Source organism: Octadecabacter sp. R77987 (assembly GCF_042466115.1).
Taxonomy (GTDB): Bacteria; Pseudomonadota; Alphaproteobacteria; order Rhodobacterales; family Rhodobacteraceae; genus SW4.
Window position 1 is genome coordinate 2,294,918 of sequence record NZ_JAXHBQ010000001.1, and the last position, 19,017, is coordinate 2,313,934.

Consider the following 19,017-nt stretch of genomic DNA (forward strand, 5'->3'; position numbering starts at 1 on the left):
ACCCCGCAATTGTCAGGCCCGTGTCCAAGTCCTGCCCGATTTGAGGGCGATACAAATCCTCGAACAAAGACGCAAACCGAGGAACGAGAATGGATCGCCTGACCGAAATGGAAGCCTTTGCCACAGTGGTGGATCAAGGCGGATTTACCGACGCGGCCAAGAAGATGGGGATTTCAAAATCCGCTGTCTCCAAGCACGTATCCTCACTTGAGGCCCGCCTTGGCGCGCGCCTTTTGAACCGGACAACGCGCCGTGTCAGCCCCACGGAAATCGGGCTTGCCTATTACGACCGCGCACGCCGTGTGTTGAATGACGCTGGCGAAGCGGATGCGCTGGTCACATCCATGCAATCTGCGCCTTCAGGTCTGTTGCGGATCAGTGTGGCGACAGATTTTGGCGTCAATCACCTGTCTCCCGTATTGGGCGATTTCCTGACCGAATTCCCTGATATTACGGTGAACATGGTCCTCAACAACCGCTTTGTTGAACTGATCAGCGAAGGGTTCGACATGGCGATCCGCATTGGCGAACTTGAGGACAGCACCCTGCGTGCCCGCAAGCTGACCGAAACCAGCCGCCGGATGATCGCCAGCCCTGCCTATTTCGAAAAGCACGGTCGCCCTGAAAAAATCGACGATCTGAACGAGCACAAACTGCTGCACTATTCCAATCAGGCAAATTCCGCTGTGTGGAAGCTTACAGCCCCGTCGGGCGAAAAGCGTCAGGTCCGCACCGCGGGTGGTCTGACAGTGAATGACGGACAATCCCTTCTGAACGCCGCGATCAGCGGTCTTGGTATCGCCTATCTCCCCAGCTTCCTTTACGCGGATGCGATGGCACAGGGGCTGGTCGTAGATGCGATCCCCGAACTGCCGATGGATACCCAAGGCATTTATGCCGTCTATCCGCCGGGCCGTTTCACACAGCCCAAAGTGCGCGCATTCATTGATTTCCTTGTCCATTCCTTTGCCGAAAAAGGGCCGGACGCCTGGTAACGACACAACATGATCCCATAGGGTGCAACGCCCCACTTAACGCAGCCTTCGGGCTGCGTTTTTTTGTGTGGGGATGGGTCAAGACCCATCTTTCGGGCGAAATTGTAAGGTGGGTCTTAACCCACGCCGCCGATACGGGGCGCGTCGACACAGGCATGCCGGGCGCATTCCAGTTCAATCGTCGTATGCCTGATCCCGAATTGTCCAGCCAGCCGCACTTTGATCGCTTTTTTCAACGCATCTGCGGCGGCCCATTCACCGCCCCATACCACCACATGCGCCTGAAAGGCTGGCGCGTGTTCCTGCATTTGCCACAGATGCGCCTGATGAACATCCGTCACCCCATCCACATCCTTGACGGCGGCAATCACGTCCTCAATGGCCAGATCATCGGGTGCGCCCAGCATCAAAATGCGGATCACCCCACCAATTTCGCCAAACGACATCCAAAGAATATAACCGGCGATCAATAGCGTCACCGCCGGATCGACCAGCCGCCAGTCATAAAGCAGGATCAGCGTCCCCGCGATAATCACGGCGATGGATGCGGCCGCATCGGCCAGATTGTGCAGGAACGCAGCGCGGATATTGACGCTGTCCTTGGCCATCGAAAACGTCAGCAAGGCTGTGATCAGGTCGATAACCAAGGCAAGACCGGCCAGTATCACCACCAGCCAGCCGTCAACGGGCTGCGGATCGAACAACCGCCACACGGCCTCGTAAGCCAGATAAATTCCAATGATAATCAACGTGGTATAATTGATCAGCGCCGCGACGACCTCGATCCGGCCATAGCCAAAGGGCATGTCCGCATTGGCCGGGCGACGCGCAATCTTGCGGGCGGCAAATGCAATCACCAGTGACATCGCATCCGACAGGTTGTGAATAGCGTCCGCGATCAGCGCCATGCTGCCCGCAATGATACCCCCGATAATCTGCGCGACCGTCAGCAGCAGGTTCACAGCGATCGCGGCCCCGACCCTGCGGTCGCCCGTATTTGCGTCAATCTTGTGATGATGATGTCCGGCCATGGTCATTCCTTGCAATGCGTTCAATACCTATCTAATGTCTCTAGTCACTAGAGGTTCAAGAGGTTTCCAAACATGCTTTCAATTGGCCAGCTGTCCACGAAAACCGGTGTGAAAATCCCGACGATCCGCTATTACGAAGACATCGGGTTGATCGAAAACGCGGGCCGTAGCGCGGGAAACCAGCGCCGCTATGACGACGCTGGCCTGCGCCGCCTTGCCTTTGTCAAACACGCGCGCGACCTTGGCTTGCCGCTGGAAGCAATCCGCGAGCTGATTGCATTGGATCACGGGGCAGACCAGCCTTGCGCCGATGCCCACCGGATAGCGGCGGATCACCTGCAACATCTGCGCGACCGGATTGCGCGGCTGCAACGGCTGGAACAGGAACTTGCACGTATCACCGCGCTCCACGATTCCGGCAAGGCGTCAAATTGTCAGGTGATCGCCGCCCTTGCCGATCACAACCAATGTGCAACGACCCATTAGTCGGTCGAGATCAGGATCACCTCGACCCGGCGGTTTGCCTCGCGCCCTTCGGGCGTCAGGTTGGCGCGCACGGGCGATAAGAACCCCATGCCTTCGGCCTGTAGCTGCGCGCGGGCCACGCCGTAATCACTGACCAGCCGTTCAAGCACCGATCCCGCGCGCCGTTTGGACAGCGCGATATTGCCATCAAGCGACCCTTCGGAATCCGTATGCCCGACCAGGGCCACGACCCGCGCAGGGTGCGCGGCCAGATAATCGGCCAATGTTTGCAATGATGCATATGCCCCACCGGCCAGCTGGGCCGAGCCGGTTTCAAATGTCAAATCCGTGAGAATGACATGCCCGTCCTGTTCCAGCGCACCCGCGAAATCGCCCGTCGGTGCGACTGTGGTGGCGCGCAGGTCCGGTGCGCTGGTTTCAGCGATTGCACGGTCAGTGGGTGCACCAACGCGCGTGACCTGCACAAATCCGGCACTACTGCTTCTGCTGACCAAGAGGCTGACAAGTTCGTTGCCTGCACCGCTGTCACGCCGCGCCGCGAGATACTGAAAATCGCCAAGATCGACATGCATGTCCGGTGCCGGAATGACATCAAGGGCAAAGCGGAAATCGAACCCGCCGCAGCCTTCGGTTTCGCAACTGAACACAACCTCGAACCCGTCTTCGCGCAACTGATCGCGCAGCGGCGCAAGAATCTGCAACGTCGTCAACCGGCTTGCATCAATGCGCCACGCCTGGCGTGTGACTTCGCCCTCACCGGTCAGAACGGGTATCTGCCCCTGATCCCACGCACCCACAGGCATGGCATAGCTGCCAATTGGTTCAACGGTTTGGGCACGCAGGTCGGTGTTGCCCGGAAACGCGAGCGTCACCGCCCGCGCAACGCCGGGCAGGCACATCAGCACGATAGCCATCGCCCGACAGGTAAATGCAACTGACCTGGACCTCATCACGCCTCGTTCAGAATACGATAGTGGTAGTGTCCCACAACCGACATACCAAGGGAAGCATAGAGGGCGCGGGACGCCGCATTGGCCTTGGTTGTCACCAACGTCAACGCATCTGCACCTTGCGCCTGCGCCCAAAGGGCTGCGGCAACGGTCATCTGCCGTGCCAACCCCTTGCGGCGAAACACGCGCTGCACCTCAAGCGCGTGGATCATCGCGCAGCCTGCGCTGATCCCCACATAGGCGGTCCCGGCAGGATGATCGCCAATCCGCCCCAGAATCGTTGTTTTCGCACAGGTGGCGCGTTGCATCACAGCCAGGCGCCCGGCACCAATCCCGCCCTCGGCCCAAATCTCGCGCTGGGTGGCAAGGGGTGGCCAAACCTCGAATGTGCGTAATTCCGGCGGGCGTTGCAGCGTCATGGCGGCAAGCGGCGCGGCAAACATCACCACAGGGTCCTTGACGACATACCCGCGCCCTTCAAGGGATTGATCAAGCCCCGCATCGCCATCGCGGATCATGAACAGCGGTGTCTGCCCAAGCGCGCGCATCGCTGCCTCGGCCGCGCCAATCTCGGCCCCCTCGTCCAGTAGCGTCGCAGCCGAAACGCGGCTGCCACCACCCTGTCCATCGCGCATAATCCAACCCGATTGTTCAAACCCGCGCGCCGCAGGCCAGGTTTCGTCAATCACACGGTAAAGGGTGGCCGTATCAGGCAGTGTCATTCGGGAAACAACCCCGCCAGTCGCACCATCGCGGCGTCAATCGCCGCCGCATCGCTGCCACGGATCACGATATTTGACCCATAGGCACCATCCTTTTGAAACGGGTAAGACCCGATCGACAGCATCGGGAAATCCGCATCCAACTGTGCCAACGGCCCCGCGATGTCACCTTCTCCACGGTTGATCCGTAGGGTCTGGGACAAGAGCGGCGCACCGCCTGTCATGGTGGGCAAAACGCTGGCCACCATCGCCTGAAACACCGATGGCACACCAGCCATCACATGCACGTTGCCAAGGGTAAAACCGGGGGCGACCGATACCGGATTTTCAATCAGCACCGCATCGTCGGGAATGCGCGCCATGCGCTTGCGGGCCGCGTTGAAGTCTGACCCCTGCCGGTCGTAATGCGCCTGCAACAGGGCAGCCGCATCGGCGCGCAGGTCGATGTGTTTGTCGAATGCGGCGGCAATGCAATCAGCTGTGATATCATCATGTGTCGGGCCGATCCCGCCGCTGGTGATGACGTGATCATACGCAGATGACAGCGCCTGCACGGCTGCGATGATCGCATCGCGGTCATCGCTGACCACCCGCACCTCTTTCAGGTCGACGCCGATCTTGGCCAGTTCGCCCGACAGGAAATACATATTCGCATCCCGCGTGCGTCCCGACAGGATTTCATCCCCGATTACAAGCATGGCGGCGGTTGGGTTTGGCATGGCGCTTCTCCTTTGGGCTTGGCTTGGGTATAGGTCCGGCCCATGCAGTTTTCCACTCCTCTTGTCGCGGGTCGGCTGATCCGGCGTTACATGCGGTTTCTGGCCGATGTCGAACTGGACAGCGGCGACGTGATCAAGGCCCATTGTCCCAATCCCGGTTCGATGATGGGCCTGAAAGACGCAGGTCTGCGCGTCTGGTTGGAACGCAATGACGACCCGAGGAAAAAGCTGGATTATGGCTGGCGCCTGATCGAACTGGGCGACACATGGGTCGGGATCGACACCGGTCTTGCCAACAGGGTGGTGGGCGAAGGGTTGGCGGCGGGCCTTGTGCCACAGCTTGCCGGATTCGAAACCATCCGGCCCGAAGTGAAATACGGGACCAACAGCCGGATTGATTTCCTGCTGCAAGGGGCAGGGCCGGACACCTATGTCGAGGTTAAAAGCGTGACCTTGTCGCGCCAGAACGGCCTTGCGGAATTTCCCGACAGCGTGACGGCGCGGGGGGCGAAACATCTGCGTGAACTGGCCGATATGGCGCGCGCAAGACATCGCGCGGTCATGTTGTTCCTTGTGCAACGCACTGATTGCACCCGTGTGACCCTTGCCGGTGATATCGACCCGGCCTATGCCGCCGCATTCCACATGGCCACACAGGCGGGCGTTGAGGTGATCTGCTACAGCGCAAATATCAGCGCGCATGGCATCACCCTTGGTGCGCCGTTGCCGTTCACGCAGCCCTAGAACTTTGTCGGCACATGGCCTAAATAGCCCCAGAACGGCAAAAGGAACGGCGACGTGGACGAACCCAAAGGACGGCTGACCAAAGACGGCATTCGCATCTATGGCGAGGCCGATTTTGCAGGGATGCATGTTGCCGGAAAGCTGGCGGCGCAAATCCTTGACGAAATCGCGCAACATGTCTTTGTCGGCCAGACCACCGGCGAGATTGACCGCCTGATCACGCAAATGGTCGATGACGCGGGCGCCAAAAGTGCCACCATCGGTTATCGCGGCTACCAGCATGCCAGCTGCATCAGCGTGAACCACGTGGTTTGCCACGGCATTCCCGGCGACAAGAAACTGAAGGACGGCGATATCCTGAACATTGACGTGACGGTGATCGTCGATGGCTGGTTCGGCGACACAAGCCGGATGTATGTTGCCGGAAATCTGTCGCGCAAGTCCGAACGGTTGATCGAGGTTACACACGATGCCCTGATGTATGGGATCGAGGCCGCGCGCCCCGGCAATACCTTTGGCGATATCGGCCACGCGATCCAATCCTACGTGGAAGGTCAGCGCATGTCGGTCGTGCGCGATTTCTGCGGGCATGGGCTGGGCCGTGTGTTCCATGCGCCGCCCAACGTGCTGCACTATGGTCGCGCGGGCACGGGTGTTGTGCTCGAAGAAGGCATGTTCTTTACCATCGAACCGATGGTGAACCTTGGCCGTCCAGAAACCAAGGTGCTGGCCGATGACTGGACAGCCGTCACCCGCGACAAATCCCTGTCGGCGCAGTTTGAACATTCGATCGGTGTGACGTCCGGCGCGCCGGAGATATTCACCCTCTCCCCCGCCGGTAAATTCCACCCGACCTACGGCTAAGGTGCGCCCAACAGCGTGATATGCGTGTCGCCATAGCGGCGCTGATCATGCAGGGTGAACCCTTGGGGTGCGGGTTGTGGCGCGCTTTCTTCCCAGACAATCAGGGCATCGGCGGTCAGCCAGCCCCCCGCCTGCGCGGCCGTCAGCGCGACCAGCCCCAGCCCCTGGCCATAGGGCGGATCAAGGAACACAAGATCACAGGGCGCACCGGAATTGGGCGGCAAGTGCCGCGCATCGCGGGTGATCAGGGTGCAGTCATCGCCTCGCCTTATCTTGGCGATATTCTCGCGGATCAGCTTTTGCGCCACGCGCCCGTCATCAACAAACGTAGCGTGCACGGCGCCCCGTGATAGCGCCTCAAGCCCCAGTGCGCCGGTGCCTGCGAACAGGTCCAGCACGCGCGCACCTTCTGGGTAGCCATAGCCCAACAGCACCGAAAACAGGCTTTCGCGCACGCGATCAGGCGTGGGGCGCAGATGCGCGCCCGCGTCCCCTTTGCCGACCGATGCCAGCGTCAAACCGCGATGCTGTCCGGCAATGATCCTCACGCGCGCAACAGCGCTTTCATATCGGTCGCCGGATCGGTGATCATCGCAGGATCAGGCGATTTTCCTGCCTCGATCAACCGCTTGCCGACCATATAGTCGCGCGGGTCGTTCATCGCGTCCACCGCGATCAGCTGCCCGCCACGATAATACCAATGGGATTGCCCGCCGTGTTCGCCGCGGCGCAGATGCACCGCGTCATAACCCGCGTTCAGCCCGGCGATTTGCAGCTTGCAGTCGAACTGGTCCGACCAGAACCACGGTTTTGCATGATAAGGCACATCGCCACCCATCATGTTTTGCGCGACCACTTCAGCCTGATCAATCGCATTGCCGACACTTTCCAACCGGATACGTGTGCCGTTGAAATCGAACGAGGCACAGTCACCCGCCGCCCAGATATGCGGATCGGACGTGCGGCCATGCAGGTCGGTCGCGATCCCGTTGTCGATGGTCAGCCCCGCACTTTCTGCCAGAATGCCGGCGGGGGTAATGCCCACGCCGACAATCGCGAAATCCACCTGCAATTCACTGCCATCGCTAAGACGCGCGCCCGTAACACGCGTGTCACCCTGCAAACGGTCAAGGCCGACACCTTCGCGGATATCAACGCCGTGTTCACGGTGCAGGGTGCGGAAATAGTCAGACGTTTCGGGGCAGGCGACACGTTGCAAGATCCGGTCGGCCATTTCTACCAGCGTCACATGCAGCCCCTTTTTCGCAGCGACCGCTGCTGCCTCGAGGCCGATATAGCCGCCACCAATGATCAGCACGCGGCGACCGGCCATAAATTCAGGCGCCATCGCATCGGCATCCTGCAAATCGCGCACGGTATAAACGCCGTCCAGATTGCCACCGATTGCGGCAGGCAAAGTGCGCGGGTGCGATCCGGTGGTCAGGGCCAACGCGTCATAGGGCATCGTTTCGCCACCCTCCAGCGTAAGAACCCGCGCCGCCGGATCAATCGCAACAGCACGTGTGCCGGTGCGCAGGGTGATGTTTTGATCCGCATAAAATTCCGCAGGGCGCAGGTATAGCCGCGCTTCCTCCATCTCGCCCAGAAGATAAGCTTTGGACAGGGGCGGGCGCTGGTAGGGTGGCACGGGTTCGGCCCCGATCAGGGTAATGTCGCCGTCAAAACCGGCACTGCGCAGTTTCGCCACAAGAGACGCTCCGGCCTGCCCGCCGCCTACGATAACAAATTGTGGCATTTCACGCCTCCCGACTGGTTGTCCGACCGCCAAACGCTATATTGAGGGGCAACGTAAACGCAATTCCCCAATGAGGTGAAACATGACAATTTCCCAAGGCGACACCCTTCCCGATGCCACGCTTTACCAGATGGGCAGCGACGGGCCGGAATCCGTGCAACTGTCCAGCCTGACCAAGGGCCGCAAAGTCGTGATCTTTGCGCTGCCCGGTGCCTATACGGGCACCTGCACCACGGCGCATGTGCCCAGCTTCATGCGCACCCGCGACCAGTTCGCGGCCAAAGGCGTGGATGATGTGATCTGTATCAGCGTCAACGACCCGTTCGTGATGGGCGCTTGGGGTGACAACACGGGGGCAACGGCGGCCGGCATCAAGATGCTGGGCGACAGCGCGTCAGAACTTACCAAGGCGATCGGCATGGATTTTTCCGCCCCGCCCGCTGGCCTGATCGACCGATCCAAGCGGTTTGCGATGCTGGTGGATGACGGCGTGGTCAAGATACTCAACGAGGAAAGCAACCCCGGCGAATGCGAGATTTCAGCGGGTGAAACCCTGCTGGACCAGATGTAAGACAGAGGGGGCGCCGATTGCGGCGCCCTTTGCGGACGAAGCGGGCGTTGCAGTTTTCGCGCATTTCTCAAAGACGAGCGCAACCGGCGCGCATGCGCCAAGCCCGACCTCCCCCACGGGAGGGCTTTCCCGTTTCGGCTGCTACGCTTGGCACTCATGTGGTTTCTTGGAACGACCGCCTGCTCAAACCTGATGGCCCTCCCGAGGTCGGGCTTGGCGCATCCACGCCTAAGTCACTTTGCACTCAAAGCAGTCATCGCGCTCTGGGCCCGCTACGGGATCACGGGTGCATCGTTCACTGCAAAGGGCGCCCATCGCGGCGCCCCTTTCATCCGGCGATCGCATCCATCTTGCGTGCCAGTTTGACGTCCAGTTCGCCTAGCCCGCCGGTGTCATGGGTTGTCAGCCCCACGTTGACGGTCTTGTAGACATTGGACCATTCGGGATGGTGGTTCAGCTTTTCCGCCCAGATCGCCGCCTGGGTCATGAACCCGAAGGCGGCGACGAAGTTGGCAAAGACAAATTCCTTCTCCAATCGCGTGCTATCGGCATTCAATTCCCAGCCATTCGCGACCAGTTCCTGCACATCGTCGTTGAAATCACTCATTGATGGTCCTCCTTGTCTGTTTTGCGAAACGGGCCGTAAGAGGTGAGGATCTCGATATCCTCTCCCACTGCATTGCGCTCGGCCTCAAGGTAGTTCGCCACGGCCGCACGAAAACCCGCATCCCCAAACCAGTGCAACGAATGGGTCGTCACGGGCATATATCCGCGCGCGAGTTTGTGTTCGCCCTGCGCGCCTGCCTCGACCAGACCCAGCCCGTGACGGATCGCATAATCTATCGCCTGATAGTAACACACTTCGAAATGCAGGCAGGCGTGGTGTTCGCGGCACCCCCAGTAGCGGCCATAAAGCGTATCGCGCCCGATCATGTTCAGCGCCCCTGCGACAGGCACGCCATCACGTTGGGCAAGGATCAGCAGAATGTCGTCGCGCAGGGTATCCTGCGCGATATCGAAAAACCGCCGCGTCAAATAGGGCGTGCCCCATTTGCGCCCGCCCGTATCCTGATAGAACTGCCAGATATGGTCCCAATGGTGCGGTTCGATCTGATCACCGGTCAGCGTCACGATTTCGCCGCCAAACGCTTGGGCCGTTGCGCGTTCCTTGCGGATATTCTTGCGCTTGCGGGCCGAAAGCTGCGCCAGAAAGGCGTCAAAATCTGCATAGCCCTGATTGCGCCAGCGAAATTGCTGGCTGGTGCGGTGGAGCAGGCCCATTTCTGCGCCTGCCAGCGCCTCGGCTTCGGTGCAGAACGTCACATGCAACGACGACAGTTCATTATCCGCCGCGATCTGCACCGCACCCTGCACCAGCGCTGACATGCCTGCCGCCTCAAACCCCGGGCGGGTCAGAAACCGCCGGCCTGTGGCGGGTGTAAACGGCACGGCCATCTGCAATTTCGGGTAATACCGCCCACCCGCCTGTTCAAAGGCATGGGCAAAGTTGTGATCGAAAATGTATTCGCCCTGACTGTGGCTCTTGGCATAAAGCGGCGCTACGGCAATGACTTGCCCGTCCTGACGCGCCGACAAATAGCGCGGCTGCCAACCCGTGCCGGTGCCAACGCTGCCGCTGTCCTCTACCGCGCGCAGAAACCGGTAGGTCGTGAAGGGATCAAACGGGCGACCGCCATCCGCAACCTCCGCACAGGCGCAGGCATCCCAGTCGGCGGGATCAATCCCCGCAAGATCGGGGTGGGCGGTGATTTCGATTTCCGTCATGAGGCTGAGATTGGCCCGCGCGGCGCGGAGGTCAAGCGGCGTAGCCTTCAAATGTCACGTTGTCGGCAATGCGGCGCGCCTGCATTTCTTCCTTGGGCGACCGGATCGTCCAACAAAACACGGTTGCGCCCTGGTCTTTCAATTCGCTGACGCGCGGATTGTCCAGATCACTGGCCTGATGGCTGATGAAACACGATCCGGTGTGGTCATAATCGGGAATCCCCCGCAACCGTTCGCGGGTTTTCGCCGGGATCGTCGGCCAGTCTTCGGCGGGGAAATGACAGGTTGTCAGCCCACGCGGAATATGCGGTGCGATTTGTGCCATCAGCGCGACAGAGTGCGGGTTGAACGACATCACCGCCACATCGCCGCTGTAACCGGCAAGTGCGCGCGCAGTCGCTTGTTCCAATTGGCCGATCCCTTTGCCCAAAGTACCATCCTGATCCTTCAGCTCGATCAACAAAGGCACCGCCCCATCAACCTGCTGCAAAACTTGGGTCAAGGTCGGGATCGTATCCACCCCGCCTTTCAGCTTGATCTGGCCCAGTTCGGCGGCGCTGCGTTGGCCAATGGCTCCAGTTTCGTCCGTCAGGCGATCCAGCGAATAGTCGTGAAAGACCATGGCGCGCCCGTCACTGGACAACTGCAAATCCAGTTCGATCCCATAGCCCCCTGCGATCGCCGCGGCAAAAGCAGCGGGCGCGTTTTCGGGGCAGGCACGATCAATGTCGTGAAAGCCGCGATGCGTAACGGGGCGGGCAAAAAATGACGGGGGAAGGGTCATTTGATCTGGAATATCCCTTCGATTTCCACGGCAACCCCAAGCGGCAGGGACGCGGCACTAACGGCTGATCGCGCGTGGCGGCCCATGTCACCCAAGGCTTCAACCATGAAGTCGGAACAGCCGTTGATGACCTTGGGTTGATCCGTGAAATCAGCAGTGGAATTGACGAACCCCGTTAGTTTGACCACGCGAACCAACCGATCCAGATCGCCGCCACAGGCCGTGCGCAACTGCGCCAGCAGGTTGATTGCACACACCCGCGCGGCGTCTGCACCCTGTTGGGCCGTCATGTTGTCACCCAGCTTGCCGGTGATCATTCCGTCCGGCCCGTTCGAGATTTGACCCGATACGTAAACGATTTCGCCCGTCTGAACGAAGGGCACGTAATTGGCCAGCGGGGCGGGCATATCGGGCAGGGTCACGCCCAGTTCGGCAAGGCGGGTTTCAATGGCAGAGGTCATGGCGCGTCCTTTGAATAGCGGTTGGCGCAAAGGCTAGCGGGGACGCGCGGCAGGGGCAATCAACTCTCGCGGAAGGCACGTGCGAAATAATCGGCCATCGGTTTCACCAGATAGGCCAGCGGTGTACGTTCTGCGGTGCGAATGAAGGCATCGACCGGCATACCCGGAATCAGGACAAACCCGTCAGGCAGGCGCGAAATTTCGCCTTCTGCCAGCACGATTTCAGCGCGATAGAACGACTGTCCGGTGTTTTCATCCTGAAACGCATCCGGCGAAATCAGGCTGACGCGTCCGAACAGCTCGGGTGTTTCGCGCTGATCGAACGCTGAAAACCGCAAGGCGACCTCTTGTTGCAGGCTGATCTGGTCGATGTCGGTCAGTGCAATCTGCGCGGCGATCACAAGCGGGCGGTCTTGCGGCACCAGATACAGCAGCGGATCAGCAGCACGCACGACGGAACGTTCGGCAAACACCCGCATCCCGTAAACAACACCTGACACGGGCGCGCGGATATCCAGACGGTCAAGCTGGTTGCGCAGGGTGCGGCGGCGTTCGCGCAGTTCAAGCTCGTTATATTGCAGGTCGCGCAGGCGGGTAATCGCTTCTTCGCGGCGCTGGGCGTCAAGTTTCAGCAACTCGATCTCGATCTCGGTGATGCGCCCTTCGGCCTGCGCAATTCCGGCGGTAAGTTCGCCCGCACGACCGCGCAGCGACGCTTCCTCGCGCTGTAGGGCCAACACGCGACTGGCCTGCGCCAGACCACGTTCCAGAAGGGATTGCTGGCTGGCAAGCTCTTGTTCGATCAGGGCAAGCTGCGCTGTCAGCGCCTCTTCCTGCGCCACGATCCCTTCGATCTGGCTGGCGATCTGGCCGCTACGGCGGGCCAGTTGTTCTTTTTCCCGCGCAACAGATTCCCGGCGCGCGTCAAACAGGCGGGCCTGCCCGTCACGCAGGGCAAGTGTTTCATCGCCCGCGTCGATCAACAAAGGATCAAAAACCAGTTCGGTTGCCAGGTCGCGTTCGGCCTCGAACCGCGCGCGGCGCGCGATAATTTCGAACAACTGTCCTTCAACGACCGCAAGTTCGGACTTCAGGTCTTCGGCATCAAGCTGGATCAAAAGATCACCGGTGGAAACCAGATCACCCTCACCAACCAGAATGGCAGCAACGACTCCGCCATCGGGGTGCTGGATCACCTGACGGTTCTGATCAACCTCGATCTGGCCGCTGGCGATGACCGCACCGGTGATCTGCGCCATCACGGCCCAGGTGCCAAAGCCGCCGACAAGCACGAACAATGCCAGCAGCCCAATGAACAACGGCCGTTTGGCCGACCAAGTATTGCCAGGCGCGCTCATGTGACGCCCCCGCCCTTGCCAACCGATTTCTTGATGTCCTGATGGTTGCTGACCATGTCCGCCAAAACCTTGTCTTTGGGGCCAAATGCCCGCATTGCCCCGCCTTCGATCACCAAAAGCATGTCGCATTGTTCGATCGCCGCAGGACGGTGCGCCATGATAAACACAACGCGGCCCTCGTCCTTCATGACGCGGATCGCCTGATTGAGCGCAACACTGCCGTCGTTATCCAGGTTCGAGTTCGGTTCATCCAGAACCAGCACCACCGGATCGCCATACATCGCGCGTGCAAGCCCGATCCGCTGAATTTGCCCACCCGACAGCCTGCCGCCATTTGCGCTAACGCGAGAGTCATAGCCATCGGGCAGTTTCAGGATCATTTCGTGGGCGCCGGCACGTTTGGCGGCCTTGATCACCTCGGCATCATCGGGCGTTTTCGACATGCGGGCGATGTTGTCCTTGATTGTGCCGTCAAACAGTTGCACCCGCTGGGGCAGATAGCCGATGTGCTTGCCCAACGTGTCGGGATCGTATTGATCCAGGGCCGCGCCATCCAGACGGATTTTGCCACCCGCAGGGCGCCACACACCTGTCAGCGCCCGCGCAAGCGTCGATTTGCCCGACCCCGACGTGCCAATCACACCCACAGCCTGGCCGGGCTGCACCTTGAAACTGATCATGCGCAGGGCGGCTTGCTGTTCACCGGGCGGGACGACAGTGACTTGCTGCGCGTCGATGACGGCCTTGGGTGTAGGCAATGCGGTGCGCGCAGTGTCTTGGGGAATATCGCCCAGCAACACGCCCATATTGTGCCAACCTTCGCGGCCACGTTGCAAAACGGGCCACTGGCCGATCAGCAATTCAATCGGGGCAAGCGCACGCCCCAACAGAATAGACCCCGCGATCATCGCACCTGGCGTCAGTTCGCCCTGCAACACCAGATAAGCCCCTAGGCCCAGCATCGCCGATTGCAGGAACAGACGGAACGCCTTGGTCAGCGCTGTATAGCTACCCGCCAGATCAGAGGCGGAAATCGTCGCACCCAGGGAATCGTCGCGCGCATCCTGCCAGCGCGAAAACGCGGCATCGCGCATTCCCAGCGAATGCACCAATTCGCTTTCGGCGCGAATTTGCTGGCCGGTGAATTCCGCCTGATGGGTCATCTGGTTGGCGCGTTCAAGCGGGCGGCGCGTTGACAGCTGGTTGGCCAGCGCCACGGCGATCAGGATCGCACCGCCTGCCAATGCCAAGTAACCCATGAAGGGGTGGAAGATGAAAATGCCGATGACAAACAGCGGTGCCCAAGGCAAGTCAAACAGCGCCATCAACACAGGTGATGTGATCATGCGCTGCACGCTTTCAAGATCGCGCAAACCGGTTGCCGCTTCGGCCGGCGCGCGATTCATCGTGGTCGCCTTCATCACGGCGGCAAAAACGCGGCGATCAAGTCGCGCCTGAAACGTTGCACCCACGCGCGCCATGATCCGCCCGCGCGTGTAGTCCAGAATGCCCATCATCGCATAAAGAAAGCCAACCAGCACAGACAGCGCGATCAGGGTCTCAAGCGAGCGCGATCCCAGTACGCGATCATAGACATTCAGCATGTAAAGCGGGCCGGTCAACATCAGCATGTTCACAACAAGGCTGAAAATGGCGACAATCCAATACAGCGACCTGCTTTCGCGGCGCACGGCGCGCAGTTCGGCGCGTCCTTGGCTGGCTGTGTCCCTATTCATGCGCGTGTTTCCGCCCTGTCGAATTGTTTTTGCCGCATCCTTCTGGCAGAAGCGGGTGAAGAATTGTTTCCTATCAGACACGGCTTGGGCCAGAGTTTGGAAATACCCTGTTCATTCTGTGTCTTGCAACTATGTGTGACACGATAGCAATCAAAGCGCCGAGAATTCCATTGCCCGTTTCATTAAATCAACATTTCTTGCGTGTTTGCGTCCTTTGTGCCGGTGTTGCGCTGTCTGCCTGCACACCAGCGCAGCCAGGCGCAGAGTTCAATGACCCCTATGAAAGCACGAACCGCGGCATTCACGAATTCAACAAAGGCCTGGATCAGGCGTTGTTGCGTCCTGCGGGCCAAGTGACCGCCGCTGCCCCCGAAATCGTCACCACGCCCGTTGCGAACTTCGCCGATAACGTGGGCCTGCCGGGGATGATCGTGAACGGCATCCTGCAGGGCGATATCGGCGGTGCGGCGACGAATACCATGCGGTTTGTTCTTAATACGACGGTCGGACTGGGCGGGCTGTTTGACCCGGCAGGCGGCATCGGTTTGAACGAGGACTCAACCGACTTTGGTGAAACGCTGGCCGTTTGGGGCGCACCCGAGGGCGCGTATGTCGAACTGCCCGTGCTGGGGCCGTCAACCGAACGTGATGCGGTGGGCCAACTGGTTGATATCGTGATTGACCCTCTGGCGCGCTATGGCACTGCCGAACAGGCCACGGCCGCAACGACTGCACGCGTGGCGGGCATTGCAATTTCGCGGGGCCGGTTCAGCGATACGATGGACTCGGTTCTGTATGAAAGTGCCGACAGCTATGCCCAAGCACGACTTCTTTACTTGCAAAACCGCCGGTTCGAGCTTGGAATGACAGACCAAAGCAACGGGATCGACCCTTTTGCAGATCCGTTTATTGACCCTTTCGCGGAGCCTTTCCAATGATGCGCCCTTTGAACACCCGTCGCCAGTTCCTGTTCACTGCAAGTGCCGCTGCGGCGGCTACAGCCCTGCCGGTGCCTGCATTGGCGCTCAATAGCGGGCAGGCGCAGGGGCTTGTGACCAGTGCGGTAAACGACATCAACGCGATTATCGCGTCTGGCGGTTCCGAAGCTGCGATGATCCGCCAGTTCGAAGGTATTTTCGACCGCTACGGCGACACGGTTTACATTGCGTCCTTTGCGCTGGGCAATGATCGCCGCAGCGCATCGCAGGCACAAATTCAGGCGTTTGTCGGGGCGTTCCGCACCTATATCGCCGCCAAGTATGGCCGCCGCTTCCGCGAGTTTATCGGCGGGCAGATCACGGTTGTCGGGGCCAAGGCTGTCAATAGCTGGATCGAGGTTGAAACCACTGTCACGTTGCGCGGCCAATCGCCGTTCCGTGTGGATTTCCATGTGTCCGACCGTCCGGGCAAGCCGGTCTTTTTCAACCTGATCATTGAAGGCGTGAACATGCTGCTGTCCGAACGCACTGAAATCGGCGCGATGCTGGATCGACGCGGCGGCAACCTTGACGCCCTGATTAACGACCTGCGCAACACCTGATGCGCATTCTGGCAACAACCCTTTTGTTCGCGGCCGTTCCGGCGCTGGCCGATACCTATGACGGTGTCTATCGTCAGAATGACAATGCCGATTGCGCGCTTGTTGGCACGGACGGCGGGGCGCTCAAGATCGAGGATGGCATCTTTTATGGCGTCGAGATGGAGTGCCGGATGACCCGCCCTGTCAATGTCGTTGATATGGATGCGATGCTCTATACGTTGCAGTGCTCGGGCGAAGACCAGACATGGTCGGAACGCGCAATGGTCATGGAAGACGCGCAAACTGAGGGCGGGATCATCATGCTGTGGAACGGCTATGCCTTCCGCTACAGCCGCTGCCCCGACAGTTAATTCGCGCGATTTTGCAGGTCGAGCAGGAGCTGGTCGATCATGTCCTCGGTCACGAGTGTCTCGGGCGTGCGCGGCGCGACCGGACGCTGCATCGGCAGCGCGGTCGGCTGAAGCCCGGTCAGCACCCGCGTCATGGTTTCATGCCAGATTTCAGCTGGCAGGCCGGACCCTGTCACGCCCGTCAGGGGCGTGTTATCGTCATATCCCATCCAGACACCGGCCACGTAATCACCTGAAAAGCCGATAAACCACGCATCGCGCGCCGCCTGCGTTGTGCCGGTCTTGCCCGCAATTTCCCAGCCATCAATCGCGGCGCGCCTGCCGGTGCCCGTTTCAACGACCTGATACATCATCCACGTCAACTGGCGCGCGGCTTCTTCGCGGATGACCCGTTCGCGGATGCCGCCTGTGGCCGTCATCAACGGTTCACTGTCGCCCGCCATCCGCAGCGACACCAACCCATAAGGCGCAACTGCCGATCCGCCATTCAGGATACCCGCATAGGCGCCGGTCATTTCCACCAGCGTGCTTTCGGACGCACCCAGTGCAAGGGCCGGGCCAGCCGCCAGATCGCTATCAATGCCAAAGCCTTGCGCGACCGTGCGCACGTTTTCGCGGCCCACGTCTTCGGACAGGCGCACGGCGGGGATGTTCAGCGATGCGGCCAAAGCCTCGGTCAGGGTTACAGGTCCGCGAAATTCGCGGTCATAGTTCTGTGGTGACCACGGCCCCGATCCGGGCACGTCAATCGTCAGCGGTGTGTCTTGCACGATGTCAGTGGGTATCATTCCCACTTCCAAAGCGGTCGCATAGACGAACGGTTTGAACGCCGATCCGGTCTGGCGCAGGGCTTGTGTGGCGCGGTTGAACGCGCCGGTGCCGTTGGTGTTGCGCCCGCCAACCATCGCGCGCACGGCCCCGTCCGCGGACATCACGACAATCGCCGCCTGCGCTTCGGACCCTTCGCGCACCTTGTTTTCAAACACCCATGCCAGCGCGTCTTCGGCGGCTGTTTGCATCCGTTGGTCTAGGGTTGTCTGGATCACCACATCTTCGGTCGTGGTGCGGGTAAAGAAATCCGGCCCCTGGTCCATGACCCAATCGGCGAAATATCCGCCTGCACGGCGTTCGGCAGCGGCCGACAGACCGGCAGGATTGGCAATCGCCTCGGCAGCGGCGCTGGCCGACAGATAGCCCTGATCCTCCATCAAACCGACCACCAGATTGGCACGGTCACGCGAGCGTTGCAGGTTGTTCGTAGGCGCAAGTGTCGAGGGCGCTTTCAGCAATCCCGCCAGCATCGCCGCTTCGGCAGGTGTGACCTCGGCTGCGCCATGGCCGAAGTATCGGTTCGCGGCCGCCTCGAAACCGCGACTGCCTGCCCCAAGATATGCGCGGTTCAGATAGATCGTCAGGATTTCGTCCTTGGAATAACGCACTTCCATCGCCAGCGAATAAACCGCCTCTTGCACTTTGCGCCACAGGGTCGTGCGGCGGCAATCGCGTTCATATTCGGTTTCGTTTTCCCAGACGGTCGGATCAAAGGGGCGACCAAGGCAGAGCAGTTTTGCGGTTTGTTGCGTGATTGTTGACCCGCCATTGCCCGATAACGGTCCGCGCCCTTCACGCAGGTTGATGCGGATCGCGCTGGCGACACCGCGGGGTGAAATCCCCAAGTGGCGGTAAAACCGCTTGTCCTCGGTTGCGACAACGGCGTTGCGCAAATGGGCGGATACGGTTGTGGCGGTGATCATCCCGCCGAACTGGTCACCGCGCCATGCAAACACGCGCCCTTCGCGGTCCGACAAAGTGACCGAACCGCGTGTGCGCGCATCTACCAATTCGGTGATGGGGGGCAGGGTCGAGGCGTAATAGATCACCCCAAGTGCCACAAACACGCCCACGGCCAGCCCGGCGCGCCAGCCAATGCGCCAAAGCAGGCTGATTACCCACCAGATGATGCTGCCGAAAAACCCCAGAACACGGCGCAATAGCCCGCGCGGCTTCTTGCGGGGCGCGCGTTTGCGCGCACGCGCTTTTGGCGCCGCCGCTGCCGGTTTCGCATATCGCCGATCCGCGACCAATGGCTTGCGCCCACCACTTTTGTTACTCATCTGCTCTGCCCGCTTTGCTCGGATCGTTCTGTTTTGCCCGACCATAACCCG

Annotated in this window: 21 protein-coding genes; 8 read left to right on the top strand and 13 right to left on the bottom strand. The window is 60.3% G+C overall.

Features of this window, described 5'->3' with window-relative positions:
- The first annotated feature begins 89 nt into the window (after window positions 1-89).
- Window positions 90-995, top strand: coding sequence for a LysR family transcriptional regulator (locus SJY21_RS11585; protein WP_148054151.1), 906 nt, complete (start codon window positions 90-92; stop codon window positions 993-995).
- 116 nt (window positions 996-1,111) lie between these two features.
- Here the strand turns inward: SJY21_RS11585 and SJY21_RS11590 are convergent, their stop codons facing one another.
- Window positions 1,112-2,026 (bottom strand): cation diffusion facilitator family transporter, encoded by a 915-nt coding sequence (locus SJY21_RS11590; RefSeq protein WP_377510643.1) that lies wholly within the window; start codon window positions 2,024-2,026, stop codon window positions 1,112-1,114.
- 72 nt (window positions 2,027-2,098) lie between these two features.
- Between SJY21_RS11590 and SJY21_RS11595 the strand changes: the two genes are divergently transcribed.
- A complete protein-coding gene (locus SJY21_RS11595; RefSeq protein ID WP_377510646.1) occupies window positions 2,099-2,512 on the top strand; it encodes a helix-turn-helix domain-containing protein in 414 nt (137 codons plus the stop codon).
- Here the strand turns inward: SJY21_RS11595 and SJY21_RS11600 are convergent.
- The 3 genes from SJY21_RS11600 to SJY21_RS11610 are packed head-to-tail and all read right to left on the bottom strand — an operon-like array spanning window position 2,509 to window position 4,903.
- The gene (locus tag SJY21_RS11600; RefSeq protein WP_377510649.1) at window positions 2,509-3,426 is read right to left on the bottom strand and encodes an OmpA family protein; all 918 of its coding nucleotides are present in this window, start codon (window positions 3,424-3,426) and stop codon (window positions 2,509-2,511) included. The genes SJY21_RS11595 and SJY21_RS11600 overlap by 4 nt on opposite strands.
- 35 nt (window positions 3,427-3,461) lie before the next feature.
- The gene (locus tag SJY21_RS11605; RefSeq protein WP_377510652.1) at window positions 3,462-4,184 is read right to left on the bottom strand and encodes a GNAT family N-acetyltransferase; all 723 of its coding nucleotides are present in this window, start codon (window positions 4,182-4,184) and stop codon (window positions 3,462-3,464) included.
- On the bottom strand, window positions 4,181-4,903 hold the full coding sequence (locus SJY21_RS11610) for a competence/damage-inducible protein A (RefSeq protein ID WP_377510655.1): 723 nt from the start codon (window positions 4,901-4,903) through the stop codon (window positions 4,181-4,183). The genes SJY21_RS11605 and SJY21_RS11610 overlap by 4 nt, the downstream gene beginning before the upstream one ends.
- Before the next feature lie 42 nt (window positions 4,904-4,945).
- Between SJY21_RS11610 and sfsA the strand changes: the two genes are divergently transcribed.
- Both sfsA and map read left to right on the top strand, forming a co-directional pair.
- Window positions 4,946-5,647, top strand: coding sequence for a DNA/RNA nuclease SfsA (sfsA, locus tag SJY21_RS11615; protein WP_377510657.1), 702 nt, complete (start codon window positions 4,946-4,948; stop codon window positions 5,645-5,647).
- 54 nt (window positions 5,648-5,701) lie between these two features.
- Window positions 5,702-6,511, top strand: a complete 810-nt coding sequence (gene map, locus SJY21_RS11620) for a type I methionyl aminopeptidase (RefSeq protein WP_377510660.1) — start codon at window positions 5,702-5,704, stop codon at window positions 6,509-6,511.
- Here the strand turns inward: map and rsmD are convergent.
- Together rsmD and SJY21_RS11630 are read right to left on the bottom strand one after the other, a co-directional pair.
- Window positions 6,508-7,059, bottom strand: a complete 552-nt coding sequence (gene rsmD / locus SJY21_RS11625; protein WP_377510663.1) for a 16S rRNA (guanine(966)-N(2))-methyltransferase RsmD — start codon at window positions 7,057-7,059, stop codon at window positions 6,508-6,510. The two genes, map and rsmD, sit on opposite strands and share 4 nt — an antisense overlap.
- Window positions 7,056-8,267 (bottom strand): NAD(P)/FAD-dependent oxidoreductase, encoded by a 1,212-nt coding sequence (locus SJY21_RS11630; protein WP_377510666.1) that lies wholly within the window; start codon window positions 8,265-8,267, stop codon window positions 7,056-7,058. The genes rsmD and SJY21_RS11630 overlap by 4 nt, the downstream gene beginning before the upstream one ends.
- 82 nt (window positions 8,268-8,349) lie before the next feature.
- On the opposite strand from SJY21_RS11630, the gene SJY21_RS11635 reads away from it, so the two are divergent.
- Window positions 8,350-8,838, top strand: a complete 489-nt coding sequence (locus SJY21_RS11635; protein ID WP_377510669.1) for a peroxiredoxin — start codon at window positions 8,350-8,352, stop codon at window positions 8,836-8,838.
- 328 nt (window positions 8,839-9,166) lie between these two features.
- On the opposite strand, the gene SJY21_RS11640 is transcribed toward SJY21_RS11635, so the two are convergent.
- The 6 genes from SJY21_RS11640 to SJY21_RS11665 are packed head-to-tail and all read right to left on the bottom strand — an operon-like array spanning window position 9,167 to window position 14,962.
- Window positions 9,167-9,445, bottom strand: a complete 279-nt coding sequence (locus SJY21_RS11640) for a 4a-hydroxytetrahydrobiopterin dehydratase (protein WP_377510672.1) — start codon at window positions 9,443-9,445, stop codon at window positions 9,167-9,169.
- Window positions 9,442-10,623: a GNAT family N-acetyltransferase gene (locus SJY21_RS11645; protein ID WP_377510675.1), complete on the bottom strand. Its 1,182-nt coding sequence runs from the start codon at window positions 10,621-10,623 to the stop codon at window positions 9,442-9,444. Before SJY21_RS11645 ends, SJY21_RS11640 begins: the two co-directional genes overlap by 4 nt.
- A 31-nt stretch (window positions 10,624-10,654) precedes the next feature.
- A complete protein-coding gene (locus SJY21_RS11650; RefSeq protein ID WP_377510678.1) occupies window positions 10,655-11,407 on the bottom strand; it encodes a glycerophosphodiester phosphodiesterase family protein in 753 nt (250 codons plus the stop codon).
- The gene (locus SJY21_RS11655) at window positions 11,404-11,868 is read right to left on the bottom strand and encodes a RidA family protein (protein ID WP_377510681.1); all 465 of its coding nucleotides are present in this window, start codon (window positions 11,866-11,868) and stop codon (window positions 11,404-11,406) included. The genes SJY21_RS11650 and SJY21_RS11655 overlap by 4 nt, the downstream gene beginning before the upstream one ends.
- 59 nt (window positions 11,869-11,927) lie before the next feature.
- Window positions 11,928-13,226, bottom strand: a complete 1,299-nt coding sequence (locus tag SJY21_RS11660) for an HlyD family type I secretion periplasmic adaptor subunit (protein ID WP_377510684.1) — start codon at window positions 13,224-13,226, stop codon at window positions 11,928-11,930.
- A complete protein-coding gene (locus tag SJY21_RS11665; RefSeq protein WP_377510687.1) occupies window positions 13,223-14,962 on the bottom strand; it encodes a type I secretion system permease/ATPase in 1,740 nt (579 codons plus the stop codon). The genes SJY21_RS11660 and SJY21_RS11665 overlap by 4 nt, the downstream gene beginning before the upstream one ends.
- 197 nt (window positions 14,963-15,159) lie before the next feature.
- Between SJY21_RS11665 and SJY21_RS11670 the strand changes: the two genes are divergently transcribed.
- Genes SJY21_RS11670 through SJY21_RS11680 form a run of 3 tightly spaced genes read left to right on the top strand, consistent with a single transcriptional unit; the run spans window position 15,160 to window position 16,852 of the window.
- Window positions 15,160-15,900: a VacJ family lipoprotein gene (locus SJY21_RS11670; protein ID WP_377510690.1), complete on the top strand. Its 741-nt coding sequence runs from the start codon at window positions 15,160-15,162 to the stop codon at window positions 15,898-15,900.
- On the top strand, window positions 15,897-16,502 hold the full coding sequence (locus SJY21_RS11675) for a phospholipid-binding protein MlaC (protein ID WP_377510693.1): 606 nt from the start codon (window positions 15,897-15,899) through the stop codon (window positions 16,500-16,502). Before SJY21_RS11670 ends, SJY21_RS11675 begins: the two co-directional genes overlap by 4 nt.
- Entirely contained in the window at window positions 16,502-16,852 is a 351-nt protein-coding gene (locus SJY21_RS11680) for a hypothetical protein (protein WP_377510696.1), read from the top strand. The genes SJY21_RS11675 and SJY21_RS11680 overlap by 1 nt, the downstream gene beginning before the upstream one ends.
- Here SJY21_RS11680 and SJY21_RS11685 read toward each other — a convergent pair.
- Entirely contained in the window at window positions 16,849-18,966 is a 2,118-nt protein-coding gene (locus tag SJY21_RS11685; protein WP_377510699.1) for a transglycosylase domain-containing protein, read from the bottom strand. The genes SJY21_RS11680 and SJY21_RS11685 overlap by 4 nt on opposite strands.
- Between the last annotated feature and the right edge of the window lie 51 nt (window positions 18,967-19,017).

Coding starts and splice junctions, on each gene's coding strand:
- SJY21_RS11600 (WP_377510649.1), bottom strand. CDS start 3,426: ATGGCTATCGTGCTGATGTGCCTGCCCGGCGTTGCGCGGGCGGTGACG.
- SJY21_RS11680 (WP_377510696.1), top strand. CDS start 16,502: ATGCGCATTCTGGCAACAACCCTTTTGTTCGCGGCCGTTCCGGCGCTG.
- SJY21_RS11635 (WP_377510669.1), top strand. CDS start 8,350: ATGACAATTTCCCAAGGCGACACCCTTCCCGATGCCACGCTTTACCAG.
- SJY21_RS11660 (WP_377510684.1), bottom strand. CDS start 13,226: ATGAGCGCGCCTGGCAATACTTGGTCGGCCAAACGGCCGTTGTTCATT.
- SJY21_RS11585 (WP_148054151.1), top strand. CDS start 90: ATGGATCGCCTGACCGAAATGGAAGCCTTTGCCACAGTGGTGGATCAA.
- sfsA (WP_377510657.1), top strand. CDS start 4,946: ATGCAGTTTTCCACTCCTCTTGTCGCGGGTCGGCTGATCCGGCGTTAC.
- SJY21_RS11665 (WP_377510687.1), bottom strand. CDS start 14,962: ATGAATAGGGACACAGCCAGCCAAGGACGCGCCGAACTGCGCGCCGTG.
- SJY21_RS11675 (WP_377510693.1), top strand. CDS start 15,897: ATGATGCGCCCTTTGAACACCCGTCGCCAGTTCCTGTTCACTGCAAGT.
- SJY21_RS11650 (WP_377510678.1), bottom strand. CDS start 11,407: ATGACCCTTCCCCCGTCATTTTTTGCCCGCCCCGTTACGCATCGCGGC.
- SJY21_RS11640 (WP_377510672.1), bottom strand. CDS start 9,445: ATGAGTGATTTCAACGACGATGTGCAGGAACTGGTCGCGAATGGCTGG.
- SJY21_RS11595 (WP_377510646.1), top strand. CDS start 2,099: ATGCTTTCAATTGGCCAGCTGTCCACGAAAACCGGTGTGAAAATCCCG.
- SJY21_RS11605 (WP_377510652.1), bottom strand. CDS start 4,184: ATGACACTGCCTGATACGGCCACCCTTTACCGTGTGATTGACGAAACC.
- SJY21_RS11685 (WP_377510699.1), bottom strand. CDS start 18,966: ATGAGTAACAAAAGTGGTGGGCGCAAGCCATTGGTCGCGGATCGGCGA.
- SJY21_RS11655 (WP_377510681.1), bottom strand. CDS start 11,868: ATGACCTCTGCCATTGAAACCCGCCTTGCCGAACTGGGCGTGACCCTG.
- SJY21_RS11610 (WP_377510655.1), bottom strand. CDS start 4,903: ATGCCAAACCCAACCGCCGCCATGCTTGTAATCGGGGATGAAATCCTG.
- SJY21_RS11645 (WP_377510675.1), bottom strand. CDS start 10,623: ATGACGGAAATCGAAATCACCGCCCACCCCGATCTTGCGGGGATTGAT.
- SJY21_RS11590 (WP_377510643.1), bottom strand. CDS start 2,026: ATGGCCGGACATCATCATCACAAGATTGACGCAAATACGGGCGACCGC.
- SJY21_RS11630 (WP_377510666.1), bottom strand. CDS start 8,267: ATGCCACAATTTGTTATCGTAGGCGGCGGGCAGGCCGGAGCGTCTCTT.